Annotated in this window: 21 protein-coding genes and 1 riboswitch; of the genes, 15 read left to right on the top strand and 6 right to left on the bottom strand. The window is 71.4% G+C overall.

Annotated elements, in window-relative coordinates:
- Positions 1–26: 26 nt before the first annotated feature.
- The 6 genes from ACYVJJ_RS07465 (at position 27) to ACYVJJ_RS07440 (ending at position 5270) form a co-directional block, all read left to right on the top strand.
- Positions 27–623, top strand: coding sequence for a GNAT family N-acetyltransferase (locus ACYVJJ_RS07465; protein ID WP_460832402.1), 597 nt, complete (start codon positions 27–29; stop codon positions 621–623).
- On the top strand, positions 620–1396 hold the full coding sequence (gene minC / locus ACYVJJ_RS07460; protein ID WP_460832400.1) for a septum site-determining protein MinC: 777 nt from the start codon (positions 620–622) through the stop codon (positions 1394–1396). Before ACYVJJ_RS07465 ends, minC begins: the two co-directional genes overlap by 4 nt.
- 88 nt (positions 1397–1484) lie before the next feature.
- Positions 1485–2294 carry a septum site-determining protein MinD gene (gene minD, locus ACYVJJ_RS07455; protein WP_460832398.1) on the top strand — a complete coding sequence of 270 codons (810 nt, stop codon included), beginning with the start codon at positions 1485–1487 and terminating at the stop codon, positions 2292–2294.
- Between the two features lie 3 nt (positions 2295–2297).
- Positions 2298–2564, top strand: a complete 267-nt coding sequence (gene minE / locus ACYVJJ_RS07450) for a cell division topological specificity factor MinE (protein ID WP_460832396.1) — start codon at positions 2298–2300, stop codon at positions 2562–2564.
- Positions 2565–2625: 61 nt separating this feature from the next.
- On the top strand, positions 2626–3126 hold the full coding sequence (locus ACYVJJ_RS07445; RefSeq protein WP_460832395.1) for a hypothetical protein: 501 nt from the start codon (positions 2626–2628) through the stop codon (positions 3124–3126).
- Between the two features lie 98 nt (positions 3127–3224).
- Positions 3225–5270, top strand: a complete 2046-nt coding sequence (locus ACYVJJ_RS07440; protein WP_460832393.1) for a M2 family metallopeptidase — start codon at positions 3225–3227, stop codon at positions 5268–5270.
- Between the two features lie 108 nt (positions 5271–5378).
- On the opposite strand, the gene ACYVJJ_RS07435 is transcribed toward ACYVJJ_RS07440, so the two are convergent.
- Positions 5379–6641 carry a multidrug effflux MFS transporter gene (locus ACYVJJ_RS07435; protein ID WP_460832392.1) on the bottom strand — a complete coding sequence of 421 codons (1263 nt, stop codon included), beginning with the start codon at positions 6639–6641 and terminating at the stop codon, positions 5379–5381.
- 151 nt (positions 6642–6792) lie between these two features.
- Here ACYVJJ_RS07435 and ACYVJJ_RS07430 point away from each other — a divergent pair, with 151 nt between their 5' ends.
- From ACYVJJ_RS07430 to ACYVJJ_RS07415, 4 genes are all read left to right on the top strand, one after another.
- Complete coding sequence (locus ACYVJJ_RS07430; protein ID WP_460832390.1) at positions 6793–8589, top strand: ABCB family ABC transporter ATP-binding protein/permease; 1797 nt, start codon at positions 6793–6795, stop codon at positions 8587–8589.
- 226 nt (positions 8590–8815) lie between these two features.
- Positions 8816–8931, top strand: a riboswitch (glycine riboswitch).
- 133 nt (positions 8932–9064) lie between these two features.
- Complete coding sequence (gene gcvP, locus ACYVJJ_RS07425; RefSeq protein WP_460832389.1) at positions 9065–11986, top strand: aminomethyl-transferring glycine dehydrogenase; 2922 nt, start codon at positions 9065–9067, stop codon at positions 11984–11986.
- Between the two features lie 145 nt (positions 11987–12131).
- Positions 12132–12860: a Crp/Fnr family transcriptional regulator gene (locus ACYVJJ_RS07420; protein WP_460832387.1), complete on the top strand. Its 729-nt coding sequence runs from the start codon at positions 12132–12134 to the stop codon at positions 12858–12860.
- Positions 12860–13099 (top strand): hypothetical protein, encoded by a 240-nt coding sequence (locus ACYVJJ_RS07415; protein WP_460832385.1) that lies wholly within the window; start codon positions 12860–12862, stop codon positions 13097–13099. The genes ACYVJJ_RS07420 and ACYVJJ_RS07415 overlap by 1 nt, the downstream gene beginning before the upstream one ends.
- Before the next feature lie 46 nt (positions 13100–13145).
- Here the strand turns inward: ACYVJJ_RS07415 and ACYVJJ_RS07410 are convergent, their stop codons facing one another.
- From ACYVJJ_RS07410 to ACYVJJ_RS07400, 3 genes are all read right to left on the bottom strand, one after another.
- The gene (locus ACYVJJ_RS07410) at positions 13146–14324 is read right to left on the bottom strand and encodes a GGDEF domain-containing protein (RefSeq protein WP_460832383.1); all 1179 of its coding nucleotides are present in this window, start codon (positions 14322–14324) and stop codon (positions 13146–13148) included.
- Between the two features lie 142 nt (positions 14325–14466).
- Positions 14467–17115 carry an excinuclease ABC subunit UvrA gene (locus ACYVJJ_RS07405; RefSeq protein WP_460832381.1) on the bottom strand — a complete coding sequence of 883 codons (2649 nt, stop codon included), beginning with the start codon at positions 17113–17115 and terminating at the stop codon, positions 14467–14469.
- Between the two features lie 63 nt (positions 17116–17178).
- Entirely contained in the window at positions 17179–17346 is a 168-nt protein-coding gene (locus ACYVJJ_RS07400; RefSeq protein ID WP_460832380.1) for a hypothetical protein, read from the bottom strand.
- A gap of 166 nt (positions 17347–17512) precedes the next feature.
- Between ACYVJJ_RS07400 and ACYVJJ_RS07395 the strand changes: the two genes are divergently transcribed.
- Both ACYVJJ_RS07395 and ACYVJJ_RS07390 read left to right on the top strand, forming a co-directional pair.
- Entirely contained in the window at positions 17513–17716 is a 204-nt protein-coding gene (locus ACYVJJ_RS07395) for a hypothetical protein (protein WP_460832379.1), read from the top strand.
- A 108-nt stretch (positions 17717–17824) separates the two neighbouring features.
- Positions 17825–18340 (top strand): DUF411 domain-containing protein, encoded by a 516-nt coding sequence (locus ACYVJJ_RS07390; RefSeq protein ID WP_460832378.1) that lies wholly within the window; start codon positions 17825–17827, stop codon positions 18338–18340.
- A gap of 111 nt (positions 18341–18451) precedes the next feature.
- Here ACYVJJ_RS07390 and ACYVJJ_RS07385 read toward each other — a convergent pair whose 3' ends face one another.
- Entirely contained in the window at positions 18452–19162 is a 711-nt protein-coding gene (locus ACYVJJ_RS07385) for an anti-sigma factor family protein (RefSeq protein ID WP_460832376.1), read from the bottom strand.
- The gene (locus ACYVJJ_RS07380; protein WP_460832374.1) at positions 19159–19650 is read right to left on the bottom strand and encodes an RNA polymerase sigma factor; all 492 of its coding nucleotides are present in this window, start codon (positions 19648–19650) and stop codon (positions 19159–19161) included. The genes ACYVJJ_RS07385 and ACYVJJ_RS07380 overlap by 4 nt, the downstream gene beginning before the upstream one ends.
- Positions 19651–19768: 118 nt before the next feature.
- Between ACYVJJ_RS07380 and ACYVJJ_RS07375 the strand changes: the two genes are divergently transcribed.
- From ACYVJJ_RS07375 to ACYVJJ_RS07365, 3 genes are all read left to right on the top strand, one after another.
- Entirely contained in the window at positions 19769–20968 is a 1200-nt protein-coding gene (locus tag ACYVJJ_RS07375) for a S8 family serine peptidase (protein WP_460832373.1), read from the top strand.
- A 100-nt stretch (positions 20969–21068) separates the two neighbouring features.
- Entirely contained in the window at positions 21069–21929 is an 861-nt protein-coding gene (locus ACYVJJ_RS07370; protein WP_460832372.1) for a hypothetical protein, read from the top strand.
- A 113-nt stretch (positions 21930–22042) separates the two neighbouring features.
- The gene (locus ACYVJJ_RS07365; protein WP_460832371.1) at positions 22043–22864 is read left to right on the top strand and encodes a transporter; all 822 of its coding nucleotides are present in this window, start codon (positions 22043–22045) and stop codon (positions 22862–22864) included.
- Positions 22865–22926: the final 62 nt, after the last annotated feature.

The raw sequence follows: 22926 nt of genomic DNA, 5'->3' as shown, positions 1-22926 counted from the left end.
GGCGCACCACCGGGAGCCGCAAGAGAATGTCGATCGTCGTCCGCGACGTGCGCGAGCACGAGCTGGATTCCGTCCTAGCCCTGAACAACGCCGCCGGACCCGCGATCCTCCCGCTGGACTCCAACCGCCTGAAGTATTTCTTCGAGCGCGCCGAGTACTTCCGCGTGGCCGAGCGCGACGGTTCGCTGGCGGGCTTCCTGATCGGCATGGGCGATGCCTCGGGCCACGACAGCTCGAACTTCCGCTGGTTCAGCGAACGGCATTCGGAGTTCTTCTACATCGACCGCATCGTGGTGGCGAGCCGCCGTCGCGGCGGTGGCGTCGGCCGCGCGTTCTATGCCGACGCGCAGAGCTATGCCGAGCTGCGCTATCCGCGCATGGCCTGCGAGATCCTCCTGCAGGGCGGCATCGACCCGGTGATGCTCTTCCATGGCACGTTCGGCTTCCAGGAAGTCGGCCAGCAGGTGATGGAAGAGACGGGCCTACGCGCCTCGATGCTGATGAAGGAGCTCTGCAGCTATCCGTGGGTCGCCGAGACCTACGGCCGCGCGCTGCCCGCCGAGCCATGGATCCACACGCCGCGCACGCTCGACGTGACGCGCGCCACAGGGACGAACGCATGAATGCCGCGATGGATTTCGAGCCCGCGGGCGAGCTGAAGATCGGCCAGGTCGGCATCGCCAACCTGCGCGTGCGCACGCTCGACGTGGAAAAGCTCGCCGAGGAGATGCGCTCTCGCGTGCAGCGCGCGCCGAACCTGTTCGCGCGTGCCGCCGTGGTGCTCGACTTCGGCGGCCTGACGCGCACGCCCGACGTCGAGACCGCGCGCGCGCTGGTCGATGCGCTGCGCGATGCCGGCGTGCTGCCCGTCGCGCTCGCCTACGGCACGACCGAGATCGAGCGCCTGTCGGAACAGCTCGGCCTGCCCCTGCTCGCCAAGTTCCGGGCGCAGTACGAGCGTGCCGCCGGCGAGGCGCCGGAGCCGACCCCTGCGCCTGCGCCGCGGCGTGAGCCGGAACCCGTGCGCGAGCCGGCCGTCGCCGCGCCGTCCGCACCGGGCGGGCAGCCGGGCATGATCCAGGCGGCGCCGATCCGTTCCGGCCAGCAGGTGTACGCCGACGGCCGCGACCTCACGGTCCTCTCCGCGGTGGGTGCCGGCGCCGAAGTCATCTCCGACGGGTCGATCCACATCTACGGCGCGCTGCGCGGCCGCGCGCTCGCCGGCGCGCAGGGCTTCGAGCAGGCCCGCATCTTCTGCCGCGAGTTCCATGCCGAGCTCGTGGCCATCGCCGGGCACTACACGGTGTCGGAGGACATCCCCGCGCACCTGCTCGGCAAGCCCGTGCAGGTCTGGCTGGAGACGGGCCGGATCCGCATCGAGGCGCTCGAACACTAATCCAACACACGGCCGCATGCTTTCGGGCATGCTGTCGCCCGCGCCGGCCAAGCCGTGCGGGCTATCACGGAATACGGAGGAACCTCAGTTGGCCGAAATCATCGTAGTCACCTCGGGCAAGGGCGGCGTCGGCAAGACCACGACGAGCGCGAGCCTCGCCTGCGGCCTCGCGCGCCGCGGCCACAAGGTCGCCGTCATCGACTTCGACGTCGGCCTGCGCAACCTCGACCTGATCATGGGTTGCGAGCGCCGCGTGGTGTACGACTTCGTCAACGTGGTCAACGGCGAGGCCTCGCTCAAGCAGGCGCTGATCAAGGACAAGCGCTTCGACAACCTGTATGTGCTCGCCGCGTCGCAGACGCGCGACAAGGATGCGCTCACCAAGGAAGGCGTGCAGAAGGTGCTCGACGACCTCGCCGCCGACGGCTTCGACTACATCGTCTGCGACTCCCCGGCCGGCATCGAGAAGGGTGCGTTCCTCGCGATGTACTTCGCGGACCAGGCCGTCGTCGTGGTCAACCCGGAAGTGTCCTCGGTGCGCGACTCCGACCGCATCCTGGGCCTGCTCGCCTCCAAGACGCGCAAGGCCGAGCAGGGCGGGCGCATCAAGGAGCACCTGCTGCTCACGCGCTACAGCCCCAAGCGCGTGGAAACCGGCGAGATGCTCTCCATCGGCGACGTCGAGGAGATCCTCGGCCTGAAGGCGGTGGGCGTGATCCCGGAATCGGGCGACGTGCTCAATGCCTCGAACAAGGGCGAGCCCGTCATCCTCGAGACGCAGTCCGACGCCGCGCAGGCCTACGACGACGCGGTCGCACGCCTGCTCGGCGAAACCCGCACGCTGCGCTTCACCCAGGTCGAGAAGAAGGGCTTCCTCAGCAAGCTCTTCGGAGGCTGAGCCATGGGCATCTTCGACTTCCTCACGGCCAAGAAGCAGACCGCGAACGTCGCGAAGGACCGCCTGCGCATTATCGTGGCGCACGAGCGTGCCGGCCGCGGCGGGCCGGACTACCTGCCGATGCTGCAGCGCGAGCTGCTCGAGGTGATCCGCAAGTACGTGAACGTCGACGCCGAGTCGGTCAAGGTCGACCTGATCGGCGAAGGCGACAACAAGGTGCTCGACATCTCCGTCGCGCTGCCCGAGAACCAGCAGCAAGCCACGCTCTGAGGCGTCGACGCTGCACCGGATGCCCTCGCCCTGCGGGGGCATTTCCGTTTCCGGCCATCCAATGCTGACCCTGTCCGACATCGACGCCTCGCACGTCACCGCCCTGCTCGCGCGCTACGGGCTGCGGCTGGAGCACGTCGCCGACGGCGATGAAATTCCCGGCAGCTACTGGGGTGACTGCGAGGCGGGCCTGATCGGCGCGACCGTGTACGCGCGCGGTGACACGCCCGTGCACTCGCTGCTGCACGAGGCGGCGCATCTGATCGTGCTGCCGCCCGAGCGTCGCGCCGCGGTGCACACCGATGCGACCGATTCGGTCGAGGAGGAGGACGCGGTCTGCGTGCTGCAGGCGCTGCTCGGGGACGCGCTGCCCGGCGTCGGCGCCGGGCGCGTGCTGGCCGACATGGATGCCTGGGGTTACACGTTCCGGCTCGGCTCGGCGCGTGCCTACGTCGAACAGGATGCGGCGGAGGCCTGGGCGTGGCTGGCGCGGGCGGGGCTCGTCGACGCCGCGACCCGACGCCTCGTCGAACCCCCATGCGACGGCGCCCGCTTCGGCTGACGCCTGCGCGCGCCCGGTGCGGCCGGCTTGCGCGGCCCCGGTGGCCCCTCTAGCCTGCGGGCACCGCGCTCTCCGCGCCCTGCCCCACCGGAGTTTCCATGAAGCCCGCACGCGCCCTGCTCGCGCTGAGCATCCTTGCCGCCATCGGCCTGTCCGGCTGTGACCGCCAGGCGAGTCCGACCGCGACCGGCGCCGCCACGTCCGCCTCGTCGGCACCCGCGAACGAGACCGCCGACCAGTTCGTCGCGCGCGTCAACGAGGAATACCGCCGGATCTATCCGGAACTCACCGCGGCGCAGTGGCTCTCGTCGACGTACATCAACGACGACAGCCAGATGCTGTCGGCCAAGGCGAACGAGCGCTACCTGGCGCAGCTCAACAGCTGGATCGAGCAGTCTCGGCGCTTCGAGGGCCAGAAGATGTCGCCCGAGTCGGCGCGCGCGATTCGGCTCCTCAAGCTGTCGGCCGCGATGCCGCCGCCGAAGGATCCGGCCAAGCTCGCCGAGCTCACCCAGATCGCCACGCGCATGGAAGGCATGTACGGCGCGGGCGAGTTCTGTACCGGCGAAGGCCCGGCGCGCAGCTGCCGCCAGCTCGGCGAGCTCGAGGACGTGCTGCGCAGCAACCGCGATTACGACCAGCAGCTGCAGGCCTGGCAGGGCTGGCACACGATCAGCCAGCCGATGCGCAAGGACTACACGCGCTTCGTCTCGCTGGTGAACGAAGGCGCGCGCGACCTCGGCTTCGCCGACGCCGGCGAGCTGTGGCGCTCGGGCTACGACATGACGCCGGCGGAGATCGCCGCCGAGACCGATCGCCTCTGGGGCCAGGTCAAGCCGCTCTACGAGCAGTTGCACTGCTACGCGGGCTCGCGCCTCGATGCCAAGTACGGCAGCGACAAGGGCCACGTCGCCGGTGGCATGCTGCCCGCGCACCTGATGGGCAACATGTGGCAGCAGGACTGGGGGAACATCTGGGACCTGCTCGCCCCGTATCCGGGCGCCGGCAGCCTCGACATCAACGCCGCGCTGCAGGCGCAGTACCAGCGCAACCTCGCCGCCGAGACGGGCAAGCTCACCGGCGAGCGCACGCCGTCGGCGCTGGCGCAGGCCGAACAGGCCGCGGCACTCGCCACCGCGCGCCAGATGACCGAGCGCGCGCAGGAGTTCTACACGTCGCTCGGCATGCCCAAGCTGCCCGCGAGCTACTGGGACAAGACGCAGTTCATCAAGCCGCGGGATCGCGACGTGGTCTGTCATGCCTCGGCCTGGGACATGAACATGGCCGGCGACGTGCGCACGAAGATGTGCATCAAGCCCAACGAGGAAGACTTCACCACGATCTACCACGAGCTGGGCCACGTCTATTACTACCTGGCCTACAACAAGCTGCCGCCGATCTTCCAGGCGGGCGCGCATGACGGCTTCCACGAGGCGATCGGCGACACGATGGTGCTGGCGATGACGCCGAAGTACCTGCAGTCGATCGGGCTCGTCGACGCGCAGCAGCAGAGCAACGAGGCACTGATCAACGCGCAGATGCGCATGGCGCTGGCGAAGGTCTCGTTCCTGCCGTTCGGCCTGATGATCGACCGCTGGCGCTGGGGCGTCTTCGACGGCTCGATCAAGCCCGACCAGTACAACAAGGCCTGGTGGGACCTGAAGGCCAAGTACCAGGGCGTGGCGCCGGTTACGGCGCGCGGCGAGGAGTTCTTCGACGCCGGCGCGAAGTACCACGTGCCGGGCAATACGCCGTACACGCGCTACTTCCTCTCGCACGTGCTGCAGTTCCAGTTCTACAAGTCGCTGTGCACGGCGTCGGGGCATACCGGCCCGCTGTACGAATGCAGCTTCGCGGGGAACCCGGCGGCCGGCCAGAAGTTCTGGGCGATGCTCAACAAGGGCGCGAGCCAGCCGTGGCAGGCGACGATGAAGGAGCTGACCGGCGGCGAGAAGATGGACGCTTCCGCGATCCTCGAATACTTCGCACCGCTGCAGACATGGCTCAAGCAGCAGAACGAGGGGCGCACGTGCGGCTGGCAGGCGAATGCCGCGTCCGGCGCACCTGCGTCCCCGCCGGGCGCGCGACCGGCGGCGCCCGCCGCAGCGCCGACTGCGCAGGCCGGCACGACGCCGCGGACCTGATCGCGACGATGGCCGGGAAAGGGCCGGCGAAAGCCGGCCTTTTCTTTTGCGCGGAATTTCGGCGGCGTGCTACAGCGATCCTCGACCACCGCGGACACGGCGTATCGGTCAGACGCCCTCGCCGGGCAGGTCGCCTCCCGCCGCCGGGCATGCGGCATGGCGCGATACCCGCGCCTCCCACCGCCAGAACAGCCAGCCACCCAACACCATTGCCGCCGCCGCGATCGCGAGCCACAGCGGATCGTGCGTGAGCCACGGCGACACCACGCCCGCGATCAGGGCATTCATCACCAGGCTGATGAACGCCTGCAGCGACGACGCCGAGCCGCGCTGCCGCGGATACATGTCGAGGATGGCGAGCGTGATCACCGGGAACACGAGCGCGATGCCGAAGGCGTGGATCGCCATGGGCACGAGCGCCCAGGGCACGTCGGGCACACGGTCGACGAGGTTGTAGGCAAGCCCGTAGATCATCGCGACCGCGGCGGCGGCGAAGCCGATCTGCACGAGGCGGTCGCCGCCGAGGCGCCCCGCCGCGCGCCCCGAGGTGAACGAGCCCAGCACCATGCCGCCGATCGTGGGGATGAAGAACCAGCCGAACTGCGTCTCGGTGAGGTGGCGACCGTCGAGCCGCAGCATTTCGAGCACGAAGGCCGGCGCCGACGCGATGTAGAGGAACAGCGCCCCGAAGTTCAGCGCCGACGCGGCCGAGAGCCGCTGGAACCGCGGGTTGAGGAAAATCGCCGCGTAGTCGCGCAGCAACTGCCGCGGCGCCAGGCGCAGGCGCGCGGCGGGCGGATGCGTCTCCGGCAGCACGGCCCACGTCGCGGCGAGCAGCACGACGGCGAACGCCACGAGGAACCAGAAGATCATCGGCCAGCGCTGCCAGCCGAGGATCCAGCCGCCGATCACCGGCGCGATGGCCGGCGCGATGCCGAAGATCATCGAGACCTGGCTCATCAGCCGCTGCGCATCGGGGCCCTGGAAGACATCGCGGATCACGGCGCGGCCGACGATGAGCCCGACGCCCGAGGACAGACCCTGCAGCGCGCGGTACGCGAGCAGCGTGGGCAGGTCGGTGGCCAGCGCGCAGCCCACGGACGCGAAGGCGAAGACCACGAGCCCGCCGAGGATCACGCGCCGACGCCCGATCGCGTCCGACAGCGGCCCGTGCACGATCGACATCACCGCGTAGGCGATCAGGTAGACGCTGATGGTCTGCTGCATCGCGACGCCGTTCGCGGCGAACTGGCGGCCGATCGCGGGGAACGCCGGGAAAATCGTGTCGATCGAGAACGGCCCGAACATGGCGAGCCCGCCCAGCAGCAGGGCGAGGCGTCGCGTGGAGGGCCGGGTCGCGGGCTCGGTCATCGGGCGCGGGCGAAGGTGGGGCGACTAGGGTACGGGCTGCGATGCGCACGCGGCGTCGCCCTCGCGCAACAGCGCGGCGTGCCCGCATGCGGAACGCGCCGTCACCCCCGGCGGGGTTGCCCGGGCCGGCCCACGCCCCTAGGTTGGGACGATGGACTCCACCCCTCTCCTCGTCCGCCGTCGCGGCACCGAGCGCAGCGACTTCGGCATCGTGCGCTCGCTGCTGCCCTACCTGCGGCCGCACGTGGCGCGCATCGTCATCGCGATCACCTTCCTGCTGGCCGCGAAGCTGCTCGGGCTCACCGTGCCGATGCTGCTCAAGCGGATCGTCGACTCGCTCGATACCGCGCCGGACCTGCGCGTGCTGCCGGTGCTCCTGCTCGCCGCCTACGGCGCGGCGCGCGTGGGCTCCAATCTCTTCACCGAGTTGCGGCAGGTGGTGTTCGCGCGCGTGATGGCGCGCACCGCACGCGAGGTCACGCTCCAGGTCTTCCGCCACCTGCATGCGCTCAGCCTGCGCTTCCACCTGCAACGGCGCACCGGTGGCGTCTCGCGTGACGTCGAGCGCGGCGGCACCGCGATCACCGACCTGCTCGACTGGACGATCTACACGATCATCCCGACCGCGATCGAGGTCACGCTGGTCACCGCCTTCCTCGTCTGGGCCTACGACTGGACCTTCGGCGCGATCACGCTCGCCACGCTGCTCGGCTACATCGGCTGGACGTTCGCCGTCACCGAATGGCGCACGCGCTACTACCGCGCGAAGGTGGAGGCCGATACCCGGGCGAACGCGCGCGCGATCGACTCGCTGCTCAACTACGAGACGGTGAAGTACTTCGGCAACGAGGAGCACGAGGCCCGCCGCTACGACGCGAACCTCAAGGGCGTCGAGGAGGCCACCGTCATGAGCCTGAAGTCGCTCGCCGTGCTCAACGTGGGGCAGACGGTGATCGTTTCGCTCGGCGTCACGGCGCTCATGTGGCGCGCGGCGAGCGGCGTGGTAGCGGGCGAGTTCACGCTCGGCGACCTGGTGCTGGTCAATGCCTACCTGCTGCAGCTCGCGGCGCCGCTCAACTACCTCGGCATGATGTACCGCGAGATCAAGCAGGCGCTCACGAACATGGAGCGGCTGTTCGGCCTGCTCGACGAGAAGCTCGACGTGCAGGACCGCCCGGACGCGACGCCGCTGCAGACCCGCCAGGCGCACGTGCGCTTCGAGGACGTGCGCTTCGCCTACGACCCGCGCCGCGAGATCCTCAAGGGCATCAGCTTCGACATCCGGCCCGGCCAGACCGTCGCCGTCGTGGGCCATTCCGGCTCGGGCAAGTCGACGCTCGCGCGCCTGCTCTACCGCTTCTACGACCCGGACCACGGGCGCATCACGATCGACGGCATGGACCTGCGCGACCTCACGCAGGCGTCGGTACGCGCCGCGATCGCGACCGTGCCGCAGGACACCGTCCTGTTCAACGACACGATCTTCTACAACATCCACTACGGCCGGCCGGACGCGAGCCGCGAGGAGGTCGAGGCCGCCGCGCGCGCCGCCCACATCCACGACTTCATCCTCGCCATGCCCGATGCCTACGAGACCGAGGTCGGCGAGCGTGGCCTCAAGCTCTCCGGCGGCGAGAAGCAGCGCGTCGCGATCGCGCGGGCGCTGCTCAAGAACCCAGCCATCATGATCTTCGACGAGGCCACGTCGGCGCTGGACTCGCGTTCGGAGAAGGCCATCCAGGCGGAGCTCGAGCGCATCGCGCAGGGGCGCACCACGCTCGTGATCGCGCACCGGCTGTCGACCGTGATGAATGCCGACCGGATCCTGGTGATGGACGCGGGCCGCATCGTGGAGGCTGGCACGCACGAGGAGCTGATCGCGCGGCCCGGGCACTATGCCCAGCTCTGGCAATTGCAGCTTCAGGCCGAGGCGGAAGCGACCGGGTAGAACCGCGGCGTATCGTTCAGGCGCGGCGACTGGTCGATGTGCTGGCCGTCTGCGGTGTGTCGGGGCCTGACGCGAGGCCGACCGGCCGCGCCGACCCGGAACAGGACCGTCGGACCGGACCGTGCCCGCGGCTATAATCGGCACGACACATCCGGTGGGAGAAGCGGGCCCGACCCGCTGCCGAAGGCGCAATCGCCCGGAATCGCTCAGGCCCCGTACCGCCGGTTGTACACACTCTGGAGAGATCGGCCGGCCCTCGGGTCCGCGCCGGCGCCGAAGGGGCAAGACACGCCGCCTCCCCCGCGTGTCCAAACTCTCAGGCAAAAGGACAGAGGGGGCGAGCGGGGCTTTCGAGCAGCGCGAGCTGCGAGCCCGCGAGCGCCCGTCGGCCGCGAGGCCGGCGGGCGGGTCTTCACGTGCGACGCAGGTCGCATCGCGAGGCCCGATACCCCTCCCGCGGCCCGCCCGCGCCTAGATGCCCGCCATGACCCAGCCCGCTACCCTCCGCGCCCTCGAGCACCACGACGGCTTCCTCGAGCGCCACATCGGCCCCAACGCGGCCGAGATCGCGCACATGCTGCGCACCGTCGGCTTCGACTCGATCGACGCACTGACCGACGCGATCGTGCCCGGCTCGATCCGCTCCCCGAACCCGCTCGCACTGCCCGAGCCGATCAGCGAGGTCGAGGCGCTCGCCAAGATCCGCGGCATCGCGAAGAAGAACACGGTCTTCCGCTCGTTCATCGGCCAGGGGTACTACGGCACGCAGACGCCGAACGTCATCCTGCGCAACATCCTCGAGAACCCGGCGTGGTACACGGCCTACACGCCGTACCAGGCGGAGATCTCGCAGGGCCGCATGGAAGCGCTGATCAACTTCCAGACGATGGTCGCCGAGCTCACCGGCATGGAGATCGCGAACGCGTCGCTGCTCGACGAGGCCACCGCGGCCGCCGAGGCGATGACGCTCGCCAAGCGCTCGGCCAAGTCGAAGTCGAACGTGTTCTTCGTCTCCAATGGCGTGCATCCGCAGACGCTCGCCGTGCTGCGCACGCGCGCCGAGCCGCTCGACATCGAGCTCGTGATCGGCGACGACGTGCAGGCGGTCGACACCGACGCCTTCGGCGTGCTGCTGCAGTACCCGACGACGTTCGGCGAAGTGCGCGACTACCGCGCGCTCGCCGAAGCGGTGCACGCGCGCGGCGGCCTGGTGTCGGTCGCCACCGACCTGCTGGCGCTGACGCTGATCGCCGCGCCCGGTGAATGGGGTGCGGACATCGTGGTGGGCAACAGCCAGCGCTTCGGCGTGCCGTTCGGCTTCGGGGGCCCGCATGCGGCCTTCATGGCCTGCCGCGACGCCTTCAAGCGCTCGATGCCGGGCCGCCTGATCGGCGTCTCGATCGATGCCGAGGGCAAGCCCGCCTACCGCCTGACCCTGCAGACGCGCGAGCAGCACATCCGCCGCGAGAAGGCGACGAGCAACATCTGCACCGCCCAGGTCCTGCTGGCGGTCATGGCCAGCATGTATGCGGTCTACCACGGGCCCGAAGGGCTCACGCGCATCGCCCGGCGCGTGCATCGCCTCGCCGTGATCCTCGGCGGCGCGCTCGGCAAGGCCGGGGTGGCGGTCGGCGCGAACTACTTCGACACGCTGCACGTCACCGGCGTGGACGCCGCGGCGGTCCACGCGAAGGCGCGCGAGGCCGGCATCAACCTGCGCGCGATCGACGGCGCATCGGTGGGCATCAGCCTCGACGAGACGACCACGCGCGACGACATCGCCGCCCTCGCCCGAGTCTTCGGCGCGGACATCGGCGACATCGACGCGCTGGACAGCGAGACCGCCGACGCGCTGCCGCAGGCCCTGCTGCGCAGCTCGCCCTTCCTCACGCACCCGGTGTTCAACACGCATCACAGCGAGCACGAGCTCCTGCGCTACATGCGCATGCTGGCCGACAAGGACCTCGCGCTCGATCGCACGATGATCCCGCTGGGCTCGTGCACGATGAAGCTCAATGCCACCGCGGAGATGATCCCGGTGACGTGGCCGGAGTTCGCGAACATCCATCCGCTCGCACCGGCCGACCAGGCCGAAGGCTATCGCCAGCTCATCACCGAGCTGGAGCAGATGCTGGTCGAGTGCACGGGCTACGACGCGGTCAGCCTGCAGCCCAATTCCGGCGCGCAGGGCGAATACGCGGGCCTGCTCGCGATCCGTGCCTACCACCGCGCGCGCGGCGAGGGCCACCGCGACATCTGCCTGATCCCCGAGTCCGCGCACGGCACGAACCCGGCGTCGGCGCAGATGTGCGGCATGTCGGTCGTGGTGACCAAGTGCGATGCCAACGGCAACGTCGACGTGGCCGACATCCGCGCGAAGGCCGAGAAGTACAGCGACCGCCTCGCCGCGATCATGATGACCTACCCCTCCACGCATGGCGTGTTCGAGGAGGATGTGGTCGAGATCTGCGAGATCGTCCACGAGCACGGCGGCCAGGTGTACACCGACGGCGCGAACATGAATGCGCTCGTGGGCGTGGCCAAGCCCGGCAAGTGGGGCTCGGACGTGAGCCACCTCAACCTGCACAAGACGTTCTGCATCCCGCACGGCGGCGGCGGCCCGGGCGTGGGCCCATGCGCGGTGAAGGCGCACCTCGCGCCGTTCCTGCCGGGCGCGCTGCACCGCGATGGCCTGCGCACCGAAGGCGTGGGCACTGGCGACGTGGGCATGGTGTCGGCAGCCAGCTTCGGCTCGGCCTCGATCCTGCCGATCAGCTGGATGTACGTGACGATGATGGGCGCCGAAGGCCTGCGCCGCGCGACGCAGGTGGCCCTGCTCAATGCCAACTACATCGCCAAGCGCCTCGAGCCGCACTATGCGACGCTCTATTCGGGCCGCAACGACCTCGTCGCGCACGAGTGCATCCTCGACCTGCGGCCGATCAAGGACGCCACCGGCATCTCCGCCGAGGACGTCGCCAAGCGCCTGATCGACTTCGGCTTCCATGCGCCGACGCTCAGCTTCCCCGTGGCCGGCACGCTGATGGTCGAGCCGACGGAGAGCGAGTCGCTGCACGAGCTCGACCGCTTCGTCGACGCGATGATCCAGATCCGCGACGAGATCCGCGCGATCGAGGACGGCCGGCTCGACCGCGAGGACAATCCGCTCAAGAACGCGCCGCACACCGCGACGATGGTGGCGGGCAGCGAGTGGACGCATGCTTATCCACGCGAGCTCGCCGCGTTCCCGCTGCCGGTGCTGAAGCAGCACAAGTACTGGCCGCCGGTGGGCCGCGTGGATAACGTCTACGGCGACAAGAACGTCTTCTGCTCGTGCGTGCCGGTCGAGGCGTTCGCGGACGAGCCCGAGGCCTTCAGCGAGCCCAACGTGATGTGACGCACCCGGCGCCGCGCGGACGACGGTCCCGCGGCGCCGGGCCGCCGCGCTCGGAGCCGCCCGTCGGCTGTGTGCGCTGGCGTACATACGCTGTCCCCCCCGGCGTCCGACAATCCTTCGCTGAATAGGGAGGTGGCCGAGGGGAATGAACACCACGACGACGCGCTGGCTGGCACGCAACGGGTTGCTCGAGACGCTGTCCGAGGAAGAGTGCGACCGCCTGCGCGACGACCTGCAGGTCGTGGAGCTCCCCGCGGGCAAGGTGCTCTATGCCAGCGGCGCGACCCAGCCGTGCATGTACTTCCCGCGCTCGGGCGTGGTGTCGATGACGTACACCACGGAGAGCGGCGACAGCACCGAGTTCGCGATGATCGGACGCGAGGGGCTGGTGGGGATCGCCACGCTGATGGACAGCCGGTCGACGCCGTCCAGCGCGGTGGTGCAGGTGGCGGGCGAGGCGCTGGCGCTGCGCGCCGACGTGGCGGACCGCGAGTTCCGCCGCGGCGGGCAGTTCCAGTTCATGGCCACGCGCTACATGCAGGTGCTGCTGGCGCAGATGGCGCAGACCGCGGTCTGCAACCGCCACCATTCCGTCGAGAAGCAGCTCTGCCGCTGGCTGCTGCTGTGCCACGACCGCATCGGCAGCGACGAGCTGCAGCTCACCCAGGAGACCATCGCGGCGCGCCTGGGCGTGCGGCGCGAAGGCGTCACCGAAGCCGCGCGGCGCCTGCAGGACCTCGGCCTGATCCGCTACTCGCGCGGTCGCATCTCGATCGTCGATCGTGCCGGCCTGGAGCGCCAGTCCTGCGAGTGCTACGCCGTGGTGCGCGCCGAATACGACCGCCTGCTGCCGCCCGCGCTGGCGACGGCCTGATGGAGCTCTGCGTCTACAGCGGCGCCGGCGGCGTGCTCGTCTTTGTGCCCGAGCCCTGCCGGCCGCCGCTCGAGGCGGAACAGTCGTTCGGCCCGCTGCATGAGCAGGGGCGCATGCGCGCTGAAACCACGAGCGCGTGGGCCGGCATTCTGGAGCAGATCGACCGGCACCTGTTCGCCGTGGTGTCGCCCGACGCCGTCGAAGGCCTGCTCCACGGATCGCGGGATCCCGCGACCTAGGCCACGCGCCGCGGCTCGCGCCGCGATCCGCGCGATATCCAGCGAATCAATGCACCGTGCGCGCCGCGGCATGCACGCGGTTGCGTCCGTGCTGCTTGGCCGCGTACATCGCCTGGTCGGCGCGCAGCACGAGGCTGGAGACGTCGTCGTCGGGCTGGAGGGCGGCGACACCGGCCGAGAAGGTCAGCGGCCGCGACGCCGCATCGATGCCGCGCGTGGCCTGGAGCAGGGATTCGACGCGCGTGACCGCCTGCGGCAGCGTCAGCCCGAGCATCACGATGAGGAACTCCTCGCCGCCCCAGCGCCCCATCAGGTCGGTGTCGCGCAGGTGCATCCGCGCGTGGTCGGCGAAGGTCCACAGCACCGCATCGCCCTGCGCATGGCCGAGCGAGTCGTTGATCTGCTTGAAGTGGTCGATGTCGATCACGGCGACGCAGAAGCCCGTGCCGCAGGCCCCGGCCGAGCCGCGCAGGCCTTCGAGGCGTTGCATCATCGAGCGGCGGTTCGGCAGGCCCGTCAGTTCATCGGTGGTGGCGAGGCGCTGGACCTCCGCGAGCGCCTGCCGCAGCCGCTCCCCCTTGTCACGCAGCGAAGACCGCAGCGCGGACAGGCGCGCGGCGACGACCGCGAACGCCGAGAGCAGCACCACGGACATCACCAGGTTGATGACGTCGAGCGGAAGGCTCGCGGCCGGCGGCTCGTCGCCGGAGGGCGCGAGGCCGAGGATGTGCGCGCCCGTCACCGCGACGAGGCTCAGCGAGGCGAACAGCGCGAGCCCGACGATCCTCCGCCGCGGCAGCGCGAACGCTCCGAACGCGAAGATCAGCAGCAACGGAAAGAGCGTCACGGTCCGGATCGGGCCGCAGATCAGGTAGCCCCAGCAGACCGCGACGATCGCCATCGCGATCTGCCATTCGGTGAGCGCCGGGTCGCGCAGGCGCTCGCTCCAGCCACTGCGCAGCGCGACGTAGGCGGTGACGATGCCGCTCGCCACGAAGGCCGCCCACGGCACGAGATGCGCGGCGCGCATCCAGCCGTGGTCGATGCCCCAGACCATCAGCGCGGCGGCCGCGGCGTACACGCCGCCGGCGGTCACCCATTGCAGCAGGCGGATGCGGCGTCGCGGATCACGCCCGGCGACGAGCGCGAGCACGCGCTCGCGCCCGCCGGGGCCGCGCGGGCGACCGGGCGCCGGGGTCTCGGCGATGCTGCGGCTCGTAATCACGGGGCTCCGGGCCGACCCGGTCGGGTCACGCGCCATTATCGGCAGGCGCCGACCCGATCTTGAGACGGGCGTCGCAGGTCGCGAGGCGCGTACCCGCAGGGCCCCCTACGCTGCGGATCCGCGGGACGGCCCGGGGCACCCTTCACGTTCCGAGTGCGCGCGCCAGATAGGGCGCCGTACGGCTGTCGCTCGCACGCGCGATGTCCCCGGGCGTTCCGCAGGCCACCAGTCGCCCGCCCTGCTCGCCCGCACCCGGCCCGACGTCGATCACCCAGTCAGCCTGCGCCACCACCCGCATCTCGTGCTCGACGAGCACCACGGTGCCGCCGGCGTCGACCAGCCCGTGCAGCTGCGTCATCAGGCGATCGACATCGGCGGGGTGCAGGCCGGTCGTCGGCTCGTCGAGCACGTAGAGTGCGCGGCCGCGCTGGCTGCGCTGCAGCTCGGTGGCGAGCTTGATGCGCTGCGCCTCGCCGCCGGAGAGTTCCGTGGCGGGCTGTCCGAGGCGCAGGTAACCGAGGCCAATGTCGCGCAAGAGCTCGAGCGGGCGCCGGATGGCGGGCTCATCGGCGAAGAACTCCGCAGCTTCCTCGACGCTCATCGCGAGGACGTCCGCGATCGAGCGCTCGCGCCATCTCACCTTGAGCGTGGCCTCGTTGTAGCGCGCGCCGTGGCACGTCGGGCACGGCGCGTACACGCTGGGCATGAAGAGCAGCTCGACGCTGACGAAGCCCTCGCCCTCGCACGTCTCGCAACGGCCCTTGGCGACATTGAACGAGAAGCGCCCGGCATCGAAGCGCCGGCGGCGCGCCTCGGGCGTGGCCGCGAACAGCTTGCGGACGTGGTCGAAGAGCCCGGTGTAGGTCGCGAGGTTCGAGCGCGGCGTGCGGCCGATGGGCTTCTGGTCCACACGAACGAGGCGGCGCACAAGCTCGAGATCGCCGTCGAGATGGCCCTGCGTGCGCGTCTCCACGACCGGGCCCGCGGCCTCGTCGGCCGCATCGTGCTCGTCCTCCGGCTCGTGGCCGAGATGCCCGCAGACGAGCTCGACGAGCGCCTGGCTCACCAGGCTCGACTTCCCCGAGCCCGATACGCCCGTCACCGCGGTAAGCACGCCGAGCGGAATGCGCGCATCGAGGCCATGCAGGTTGTTGCGATGGATGCCGCGCAGCTCGAGCCAGCCGGTCGGCCTGCGCGGCGTGCGCATGGGCACCGTGTCCCCGGCGAACAGGTAGCGCGCGGTGCTCGACTCGGCCACGTTGCGCAGCCCGTCGGGCACGCCGCTGTAGAGGATGCGGCCGCCGCGCTCGCCGGCACCGGGGCCGACGTCGACCAGCCAGTCCGCGCGCCGCATGGTCTCGAGATCGTGCTCGACGACGAACAGCGAATTGCCTGCACGACGCAGCGCGTCGAGCGCATCGAGCAGCGCTTCGCCGTCGGCAGGATGCAGGCCTGCGGTCGGCTCGTCGAGCACATAGACGACGCCGAACAGGTTCGAGCGGATCTGCGTGGCCAGGCGCAGGCGCTGCAGTTCGCCGGGCGAGAGCGTGGGCGTGCTCCGGTCCATCGAGAGGTAGCCGAGCCCGAGGCCCTGCAAGGTGCCGATACGCGCGATGAGATCGGCGGCGATCCGCTGCGCGGCAAGGCGCTTTTCCTCCGACAGCTCGGGCGTGCGATGCACGTCGGGCGCCGCGGCGTGCGTCGCGTGGCCGGCGGCGCCGCGGCGCGCGCGATCGCGTTTCGTCGCCTCGCGCCCTCGCGCGCTCTCGCCTGCACCGGCGACGGGTGCCGTCTCGAAGCGTCCGTCGGCGATCGGCTGCAGCAACGCGGCGACGCGGTCGAACGACATCCGGGACAGCGTGCCGATGTCGACGCCGGCGAACGTCACGCCCAGCGCCTCGCGGCGCAGGCGCTTGCCGTCGCAGACCGGGCACAGGCTGCCGACCATGTAGCGCGAGACGCGGCGCTTCATGAGCGCACTCTGCGTGGTGGCGAACGTATGCAGTACGTACCGGCGCGCGCCCATGAAGGTGCCCATGTAGGCGGGCTCCAGCTTCTTCTTCAGAGCAGCGCGCGTCTCGGCGGGCGTGAAGCCGGGGTAGACCGGCGCGGTGGGCTGTTCCTCGGTGAAGAGGATCCAGTCGCGCTCCGTCTTCGGCAGGTCCTTCCACGGGCGGTCGACGTCATAGCCGAGCGTGACCAGGATGTCGCGCAGGTTCTGGCCATGCCAGGCCGGCGGCCACGCCGCGATCGCCTTCTCGCGGATGCTCAGCGACGGGTCGGGCACCATCGAGGCCTCGGTCACCTCGTACACGTGCCCCAGGCCGTGGCAGTGCGGGCAGGCGCCCTGCGGCGTGTTCGGCGAGAAGTCCTCGGCATAGAGCATCGCCTGCCCGGGCGGATAGTGGCCGGCGCGCGAATACATCATGCGCACCAAGCTCGACAGCGTGGTCACGCTGCCGACCGTCGAGCGCGTGCTCGTCGCGCCGCGCTGCTGCTGGAGCGCGACCGCGGGGGGCAGGCCCTCGATCGAGTCGACGTCCGGGACGCCTGCCTGGTCGATCAGCCGGCGCGCATAGGGTGCGACCGATTCGAGGTAGCGACGCTGCGCCTCGGCGAAGAGCGTGCCGAAGGCGAGCGACGACTTGCCGGAGCCGGAAATGCCGGAGAAGACGACGAGTGCGTCGCGCGGGATGTCGACGTCGACGTCCTTGAGGTTGTGCTCGCGCGCGCCGCGCACGCGGACGTGGGCGTCGGGGGCGCGCGGCGGTGCGTGGGTAGGTCGGTTCATGGGCGGGATCGTCGCAGAGTCGGATGGTTCGGGCCGCCGGAACGCGAGCGGCGGTGAGGAACGCTAGGACCGCCGCATGCGGGCGATGACGAAACCGACGACTGCCGCGACGAGCAGCAGGATCGCGCCGATGCGCAGCACGCGCTCTTCATAGAGCGACGCGAGCATGGAGCAGCCGCCCAGCGACAGGGCCAAGCCCGCGGCGGCCAGGTTGCGGATCGCGATAGGCATGCTGGCGTTTCCGTCCGCCGTCGGGCTGGAGCGGGAGCCTGGCATCCGCCGGGTTAGCTGCGGGTCAGCGTCGCGCCATGCCGCTGCATCCGTCCACGCAACGCTCGCCCGGCGCTAACGCGGGACACGGCAGCCTGCGCGTGTCCACACCAACCGGAGGCACGCCATGTCGAACAAGAATCGGCCGCAGAGCGAGGACCCGATCCTCACGAAGGCGACCAACGACGGCCGCATCAATACGCAGACCCAGCGCGACAGCCTGCTGATGCACGACGACAACCAGGCCGACCAGTCCGAAGGCGCGCAGGCCGAGGGCCAACCGACCGCGATGCACGGCCGCGGGGCGGGCTTCAGCCGCAATACGCACTGAGCCGTTTTCCGTACGCGATCTGAGCGGCCCGGGCGCTGGGCAGCGTCCGGGCCTTTCGCGCGTCCGGTACGCGGACTAGGCTTGCGGCCTCTCTCGCGAACCGTCGCCATGAACCCCATCCTGACCGCACCGCTCCTGCTCACGGGCCTGCTGGCCGTCGCGCCCACGGCCGCCGTCGCCGCCGGGCCCGGCGTGAAGGCATCGAGCCCGGACGAAGCCCGCGCGACGGCGGGCGACAGCCGTGGCGCGCGCCCCGCGGTCATCGTCCACCGCGACGCCGGCTGCGGCTGCTGCCTGAAGTGGGTCGACCACCTGCGCAAGGCGGGCTACACCGTCGACGTGCGCGTGTCGGACGACATGCAGGCGATCAAGCAGCGGCTCGGCGTGCCCGCCGCCGCGCGCTCGTGCCACACCGCCGAGGTCGCCGGCTATTTCGTCGAGGGCCACGTGCCCGTCGCCGACGTCGACCGGCTGCTCGCCGAGCGCCCCGAGGGCCGCGGCATCGCCACGCCGGGCATGCCGATCGGCTCGCCGGGCATGGAAGTGCCGGGCATGGCGGCGCAGCCGTTCTCCGTGGCCCTCGTCGATGCGCGCGGCCGGATGCGGGTGTTCGCAACGCACTGAAGTGGCGGCCGCGCCGGACGCAGCGAACGCCGCTGCGCGCGACCTGTCATTTTCCGACGCGATGGTCCGCCGCCGATCCGCGAACGAAGGACTACGCTGACCTGGGGGCCGTCAGCGCCAGCCCGCATCCCGCGATGAACGCTCCTGCGCGGCGTCGAAGACGTCGCCGTCGAGCCGCGCGTCGACCGCCGCCTGCACTTCCGGCGCGAGCGCCGTGGAGGCCTGTCGCACTTCGCCCTCCGCCTGGCCGCGTCGCGCGACGACCTCGAGGCGCCAGGCATCGTTCTCGCGGCAGGCGAGCCCGCTCATGCGCGGCTCGGCGAACGTGCGACAGATGCGCCCGTCCGCGTCTCGGAACGTGAGCCCGATCGCCGTCCCTGCGAGCGGCTCGCTCGCGAGCCCGCGCTCGAGCGCCTGCGCGAGCGGGCCGCGTGCGACGAGTCCGGCGGTGTCCATCGAGACGGGCCCCGTGCCCGTGCGGAGCCACGCCGCGGCCGCGAGCACCGCCACCGATGCCGCGATCGCGAACGCCGGCACGCGCCAGCGCGACGGCGCCTTCGCCTCGCGCCGCGTGCGCAGTTCGACCACGTCCGCCGTGTTGGATGCCGTCGGCGCGCGCAGTGCGTCCACCAGCCGCTGCGGCACGGGCTCGGCGAGCACGCCGTCGAACGCGCCCCGCACCTGCGCGCGCAGGCGGCGCTCACGCTCCACGCGCGCGGCCACCAGCACGTCGGCCGCGACGGCCGCCTCGATGCGCGCGGCGTCTGCGCCGGCGAGCTCGCCGTCCACGTAGGCCTGGATGTCTTCGTCGCGGATGTTCATGGTGCCTCGCCGAGATGGTTCTGCAGGGCGGCGCGCGCACGCGCGAGCCGGCTGGTGACGGTGCCGACCGGGACGCCGAGCACGTCGGCGGTCTCGCGGTACGACAGGCCCTCCACCAGCACGAGGGCCACCACTTCGCGCTGCTCCTCCGGCAGCCGCGCCATCGCGCTGGCGACCGACATCGCATCCGACTGGCGCTCCACCGCCAGCTCGCCGACCGACTCGCCCGCCTCCTCCGGCGCGAACACCGCTGCGCGCCGCGTGCGAGCGCGCAGCTCGTCGGTCCAGGCATTGCGGACGATGCCGAACACCCAGGCGTCGAGGCGTGCGTCGGGCCGGTACTGGTCCGCACGCGCGAGCGCACGCTCCAGCGCGACCTGCACCAGGTCGTCGGCATCGAAGGCATTGCCGGTCAGCACCCGCGCCAGGCGGCGCAGGCGCGGGAGCAGCTCGATCAGGCCCTGCTGGATATCGACGGTCCGGTTCACGCGTTCGATGGCTCTACGTGCGGGAGGGCCGATTTCTTCCATCGCGCGCGAATTGCGGTCAGCGGGCGTGGGGCGGGCCGATGCTAGCATCCGGGCCGCTTCGCTCCGGACCCTGCCCATGCACCGTCTCCGCGTGCTGCTCACCGCCTTCCTCGCCGTCGCTACCGTCGCCGGCGCGGCATCGGCGCAGGTGCTCGGCGTGCCGGGGCTGCCGTCGCTGCCGGACCTCGCACGGCCGGTCGCGGGCGTGGTCGAGGGCGCTGCGAACGCGCCGCTGATCCGTGCCCCCCTCGACAGCCTGCGCCACGCGCAAGTGCGCGAGCTGCTGCGTCGCGAGCCGCTGCGCATCGCGCTCGATCCGCTCGGCGAGCCGGTCCTTCGCGGCGAGTTCCTCGCGACAGGCGCGGACGACGCTGCGCTCGATGCGATCCGCGCGGCGGGTTTCGACGTGCTGCGGGCGGCCGACGAGGGCGCCGCGCTCGGCATCGACCTCCACGTACTGCGCGACACGCGTCGTCGCGACCCGGGCCGGGCGATGCGCGCGCTGCAGCAGGCCGCGCCGGCCGTCGAGTTCGCCTACCAGCACGTCTTCCTGCCCGCCGGAACGCCGTCCGCACAGCCGGCCGCACCGCAGTCCGCGGTCGAGCTGCGCATCGGCCTCGTCGACGGTGGCGTCGACGCGCGCAGCGTGCCCGGCATGCGCGTCGAGCGCTTCGGCTGCGACGGTCGCGCGGTCCCGCAGCCGCATGGCACGTCCGTGGCCGCGCGCCTCGGCGCCCAGGCACGCGGCACGCTGTTTGCCGCCGACCTGTGGTGCGGCGAGCGCGTCGGCCGCGCCACGCTCGGCCTCGTCGAGGCGCTGGGCTGGATGGCGCGCGAGCGCGTCGCGGTCGTCAACGTGAGCCTGGTCGGCCCCCACAATCCGGTGCTCGCGCGCGCGGTGCAGGCGATGGTCGAGCGCGGACATGTGATCGTCGCGGCGGTCGGCAACGACGGACCCGCCGCGCCGCCGCTCTATCCCGCGGCGTATCCCGGCGTGGTCGGCGTGAGCGGCGTCGACGCGAAGCTGCGCGTGCTGCCGGAGGCGGCGAGCGGGCCGCAGGTGGACTTCAGTGCGCCCGGCGTCGTCGGCCCTCGCCAGCGCGGCACGTCGTTCGCCGCGCCGGTCGTCGCACGGGCGATCGCCGCGCGCCTGCGCGAGCCCTCGCCCGTGCGGGCGCGCGACGTGCAACGCGAGCTCGCCGCGCAGGCACGAGACCTCGGCGCACCGGGCCGCGATGCGCGCTACGGCGAAGGCCTCATCGCGACGGCTTTCTGAACGGATCCCGACTCGATCCCGAAGGCCGGGAAGAAGCGCCATGCGACGTTCGTAGAGCACTCCAGACACCGCGGATGGTCCGCGGAACCGGAGACACGACATGCGCAAGACGACTCTTCTCGCCTCGATCCTCGCCACCGCCGTAGCCGTCGCCCTGCCCGCGCAGGCGCAGCTGCTCGGCGGCGGCGGCTCCATCGGCGGCGGCCTGACCGGCGGGCTCGGCGGCAGCGTGAATTCGACCGTCGGCCGCGTGGGTGGCGACCTCGGTGGTGCCGTGCGCGGCCAGGCGTCCGGCACGCTCGACGCCGCCGGCCGCATCGAATCCGTCCGGCAGCGCGCGGCCGAGCGGGCCGAGCGCACCCGTGCCCGTGCGGAGCAGGCCGCCAACGGTGCGATCGACACCGCGGGCCGCACCGCGGGCTCGGCGAGCGCCGCAGCCAACGGCAGCGCGTCCGGCGAAGGCAGCGTCGACGTGACGCGTGATGGCGTGGCGCTCGGCGGCCGCGGTCAGGGCAACGGCGCGGCAAACGGTTCGCTCGATGCGTCGGGCGTCACCCGCGGCCTCGACAACGCCCGCGAGCGTGCCGCCGACGCGGGCCAGCGCGGCCTCGATGTCGCCACCGGCGTGACCGCCAATGCCCGCGCGACCGCGACGGGCACGGCTTCCGCGGCTCGCTCCACCGCACGCAACGCGGCGGCGAACGCGCAGGGTTCGGCGCAGGGCGCCGCGGACGCCGCGCTGTCGGCCGATTCCGACCTGCTGCGCGGCCGCGGCGACGGCTCGCTGAATGCCGGCGGGGAGGCGAGCGGATCGGCCGACGGCGATGCGCGCAGCGGCGGCGGCTCGGCCAATGCCGCGGCGAACGGCAGCGGCCGCGCCGACGCGCGGGCCTCGCGCCGCGGCGCCTCGGCGGACGCGTCGGCCAATGGCGACGCCGGCGCACGCGGCTCGCGTCGCTGATCGCCGTCGGCGCCGAACGTCTGGTTGCCTCGTACGACACCGGGCCCCGGGAACACCGGGGCCCAGCACGTCGCCTTCGGGGCGAGCCCTCCCCCACCGCACGACGAGCCCCCATGCGCCCCCTCCTGCTCCTACCCCTGATCGCCTCCATCGGCGCCGCGCAGGCCGCCGACGGCGCACGCGTCGGCATCGGCGTCGAGACGTCGAGCGGCCGCTACGGCACCGCATCGAAGACCCGTGTCGATTCCATTCCCCTTTCGGCCAGTGCCACGCGCGGTCGCTGGACGGTGCGTGCGAGCGTGCCCTGGCTGCGCGTCGAGGGCGATTCCAACGTGGTCCCCGGCCTCGGCACCGTCCCCAACGGCAATCCACAGGGTCGCGGCCGCACCGGCCTGCCGATCGTCGATCCCGCGCTCGGCGGAGCGCAGCCCGGCGCGCAGCCCGCGCCTCCGCAACGCGGCACCGCATCGGGTGTCGGTGATGCACGACTCGGCGCGACCTACCTCGTGGCCGGCAAGAGCGCGGGAATCGGCTTCACCGGTAACGCCAAGATCGCGACGGCCGACGAGGACAAGGGCCTCGGCACCGGCGCGAACGACTATGGCGCCGCGGTCGACGTCTACCGCAACGTCGGCACCGCAACGCTCTACGGCGGCGTGGGCTACACCCGGTTCGGGCGCTCGCGCTACATCGATGTCGACGCCGCGACGAATGCGAACGCGGGTGCGAGCGTCGCAGCGGGCCGCGGTCGCGTTGGCATGCAGGTCGACTGGCGCGAGGCGGTGACGCGCACCACCGGGGCACGCCGCGAGGCCACGGGCTTCTACTCGCGGCCGGTCGGCAAGAAGAGCGACGTGCAGGTCTTCGCGAGCAAGGGCATGGGTGATGGCAGTCCCGACTGGGGCGCGGGCGTCGGCGTCAACATCGGCTTCTGACGGACCGCCGCATCGCGCGGCCCACCCGGCCCTGCAACGGGCCCACCAGAGAAAAAGCCCCG

It is taken from the genome of Lysobacter humi (ex Lee et al. 2017) (assembly GCF_054781815.1).
Note: the sequence above shows the minus strand (reverse complement) of the source record. Positions and strands in the feature narration are given on the sequence as shown.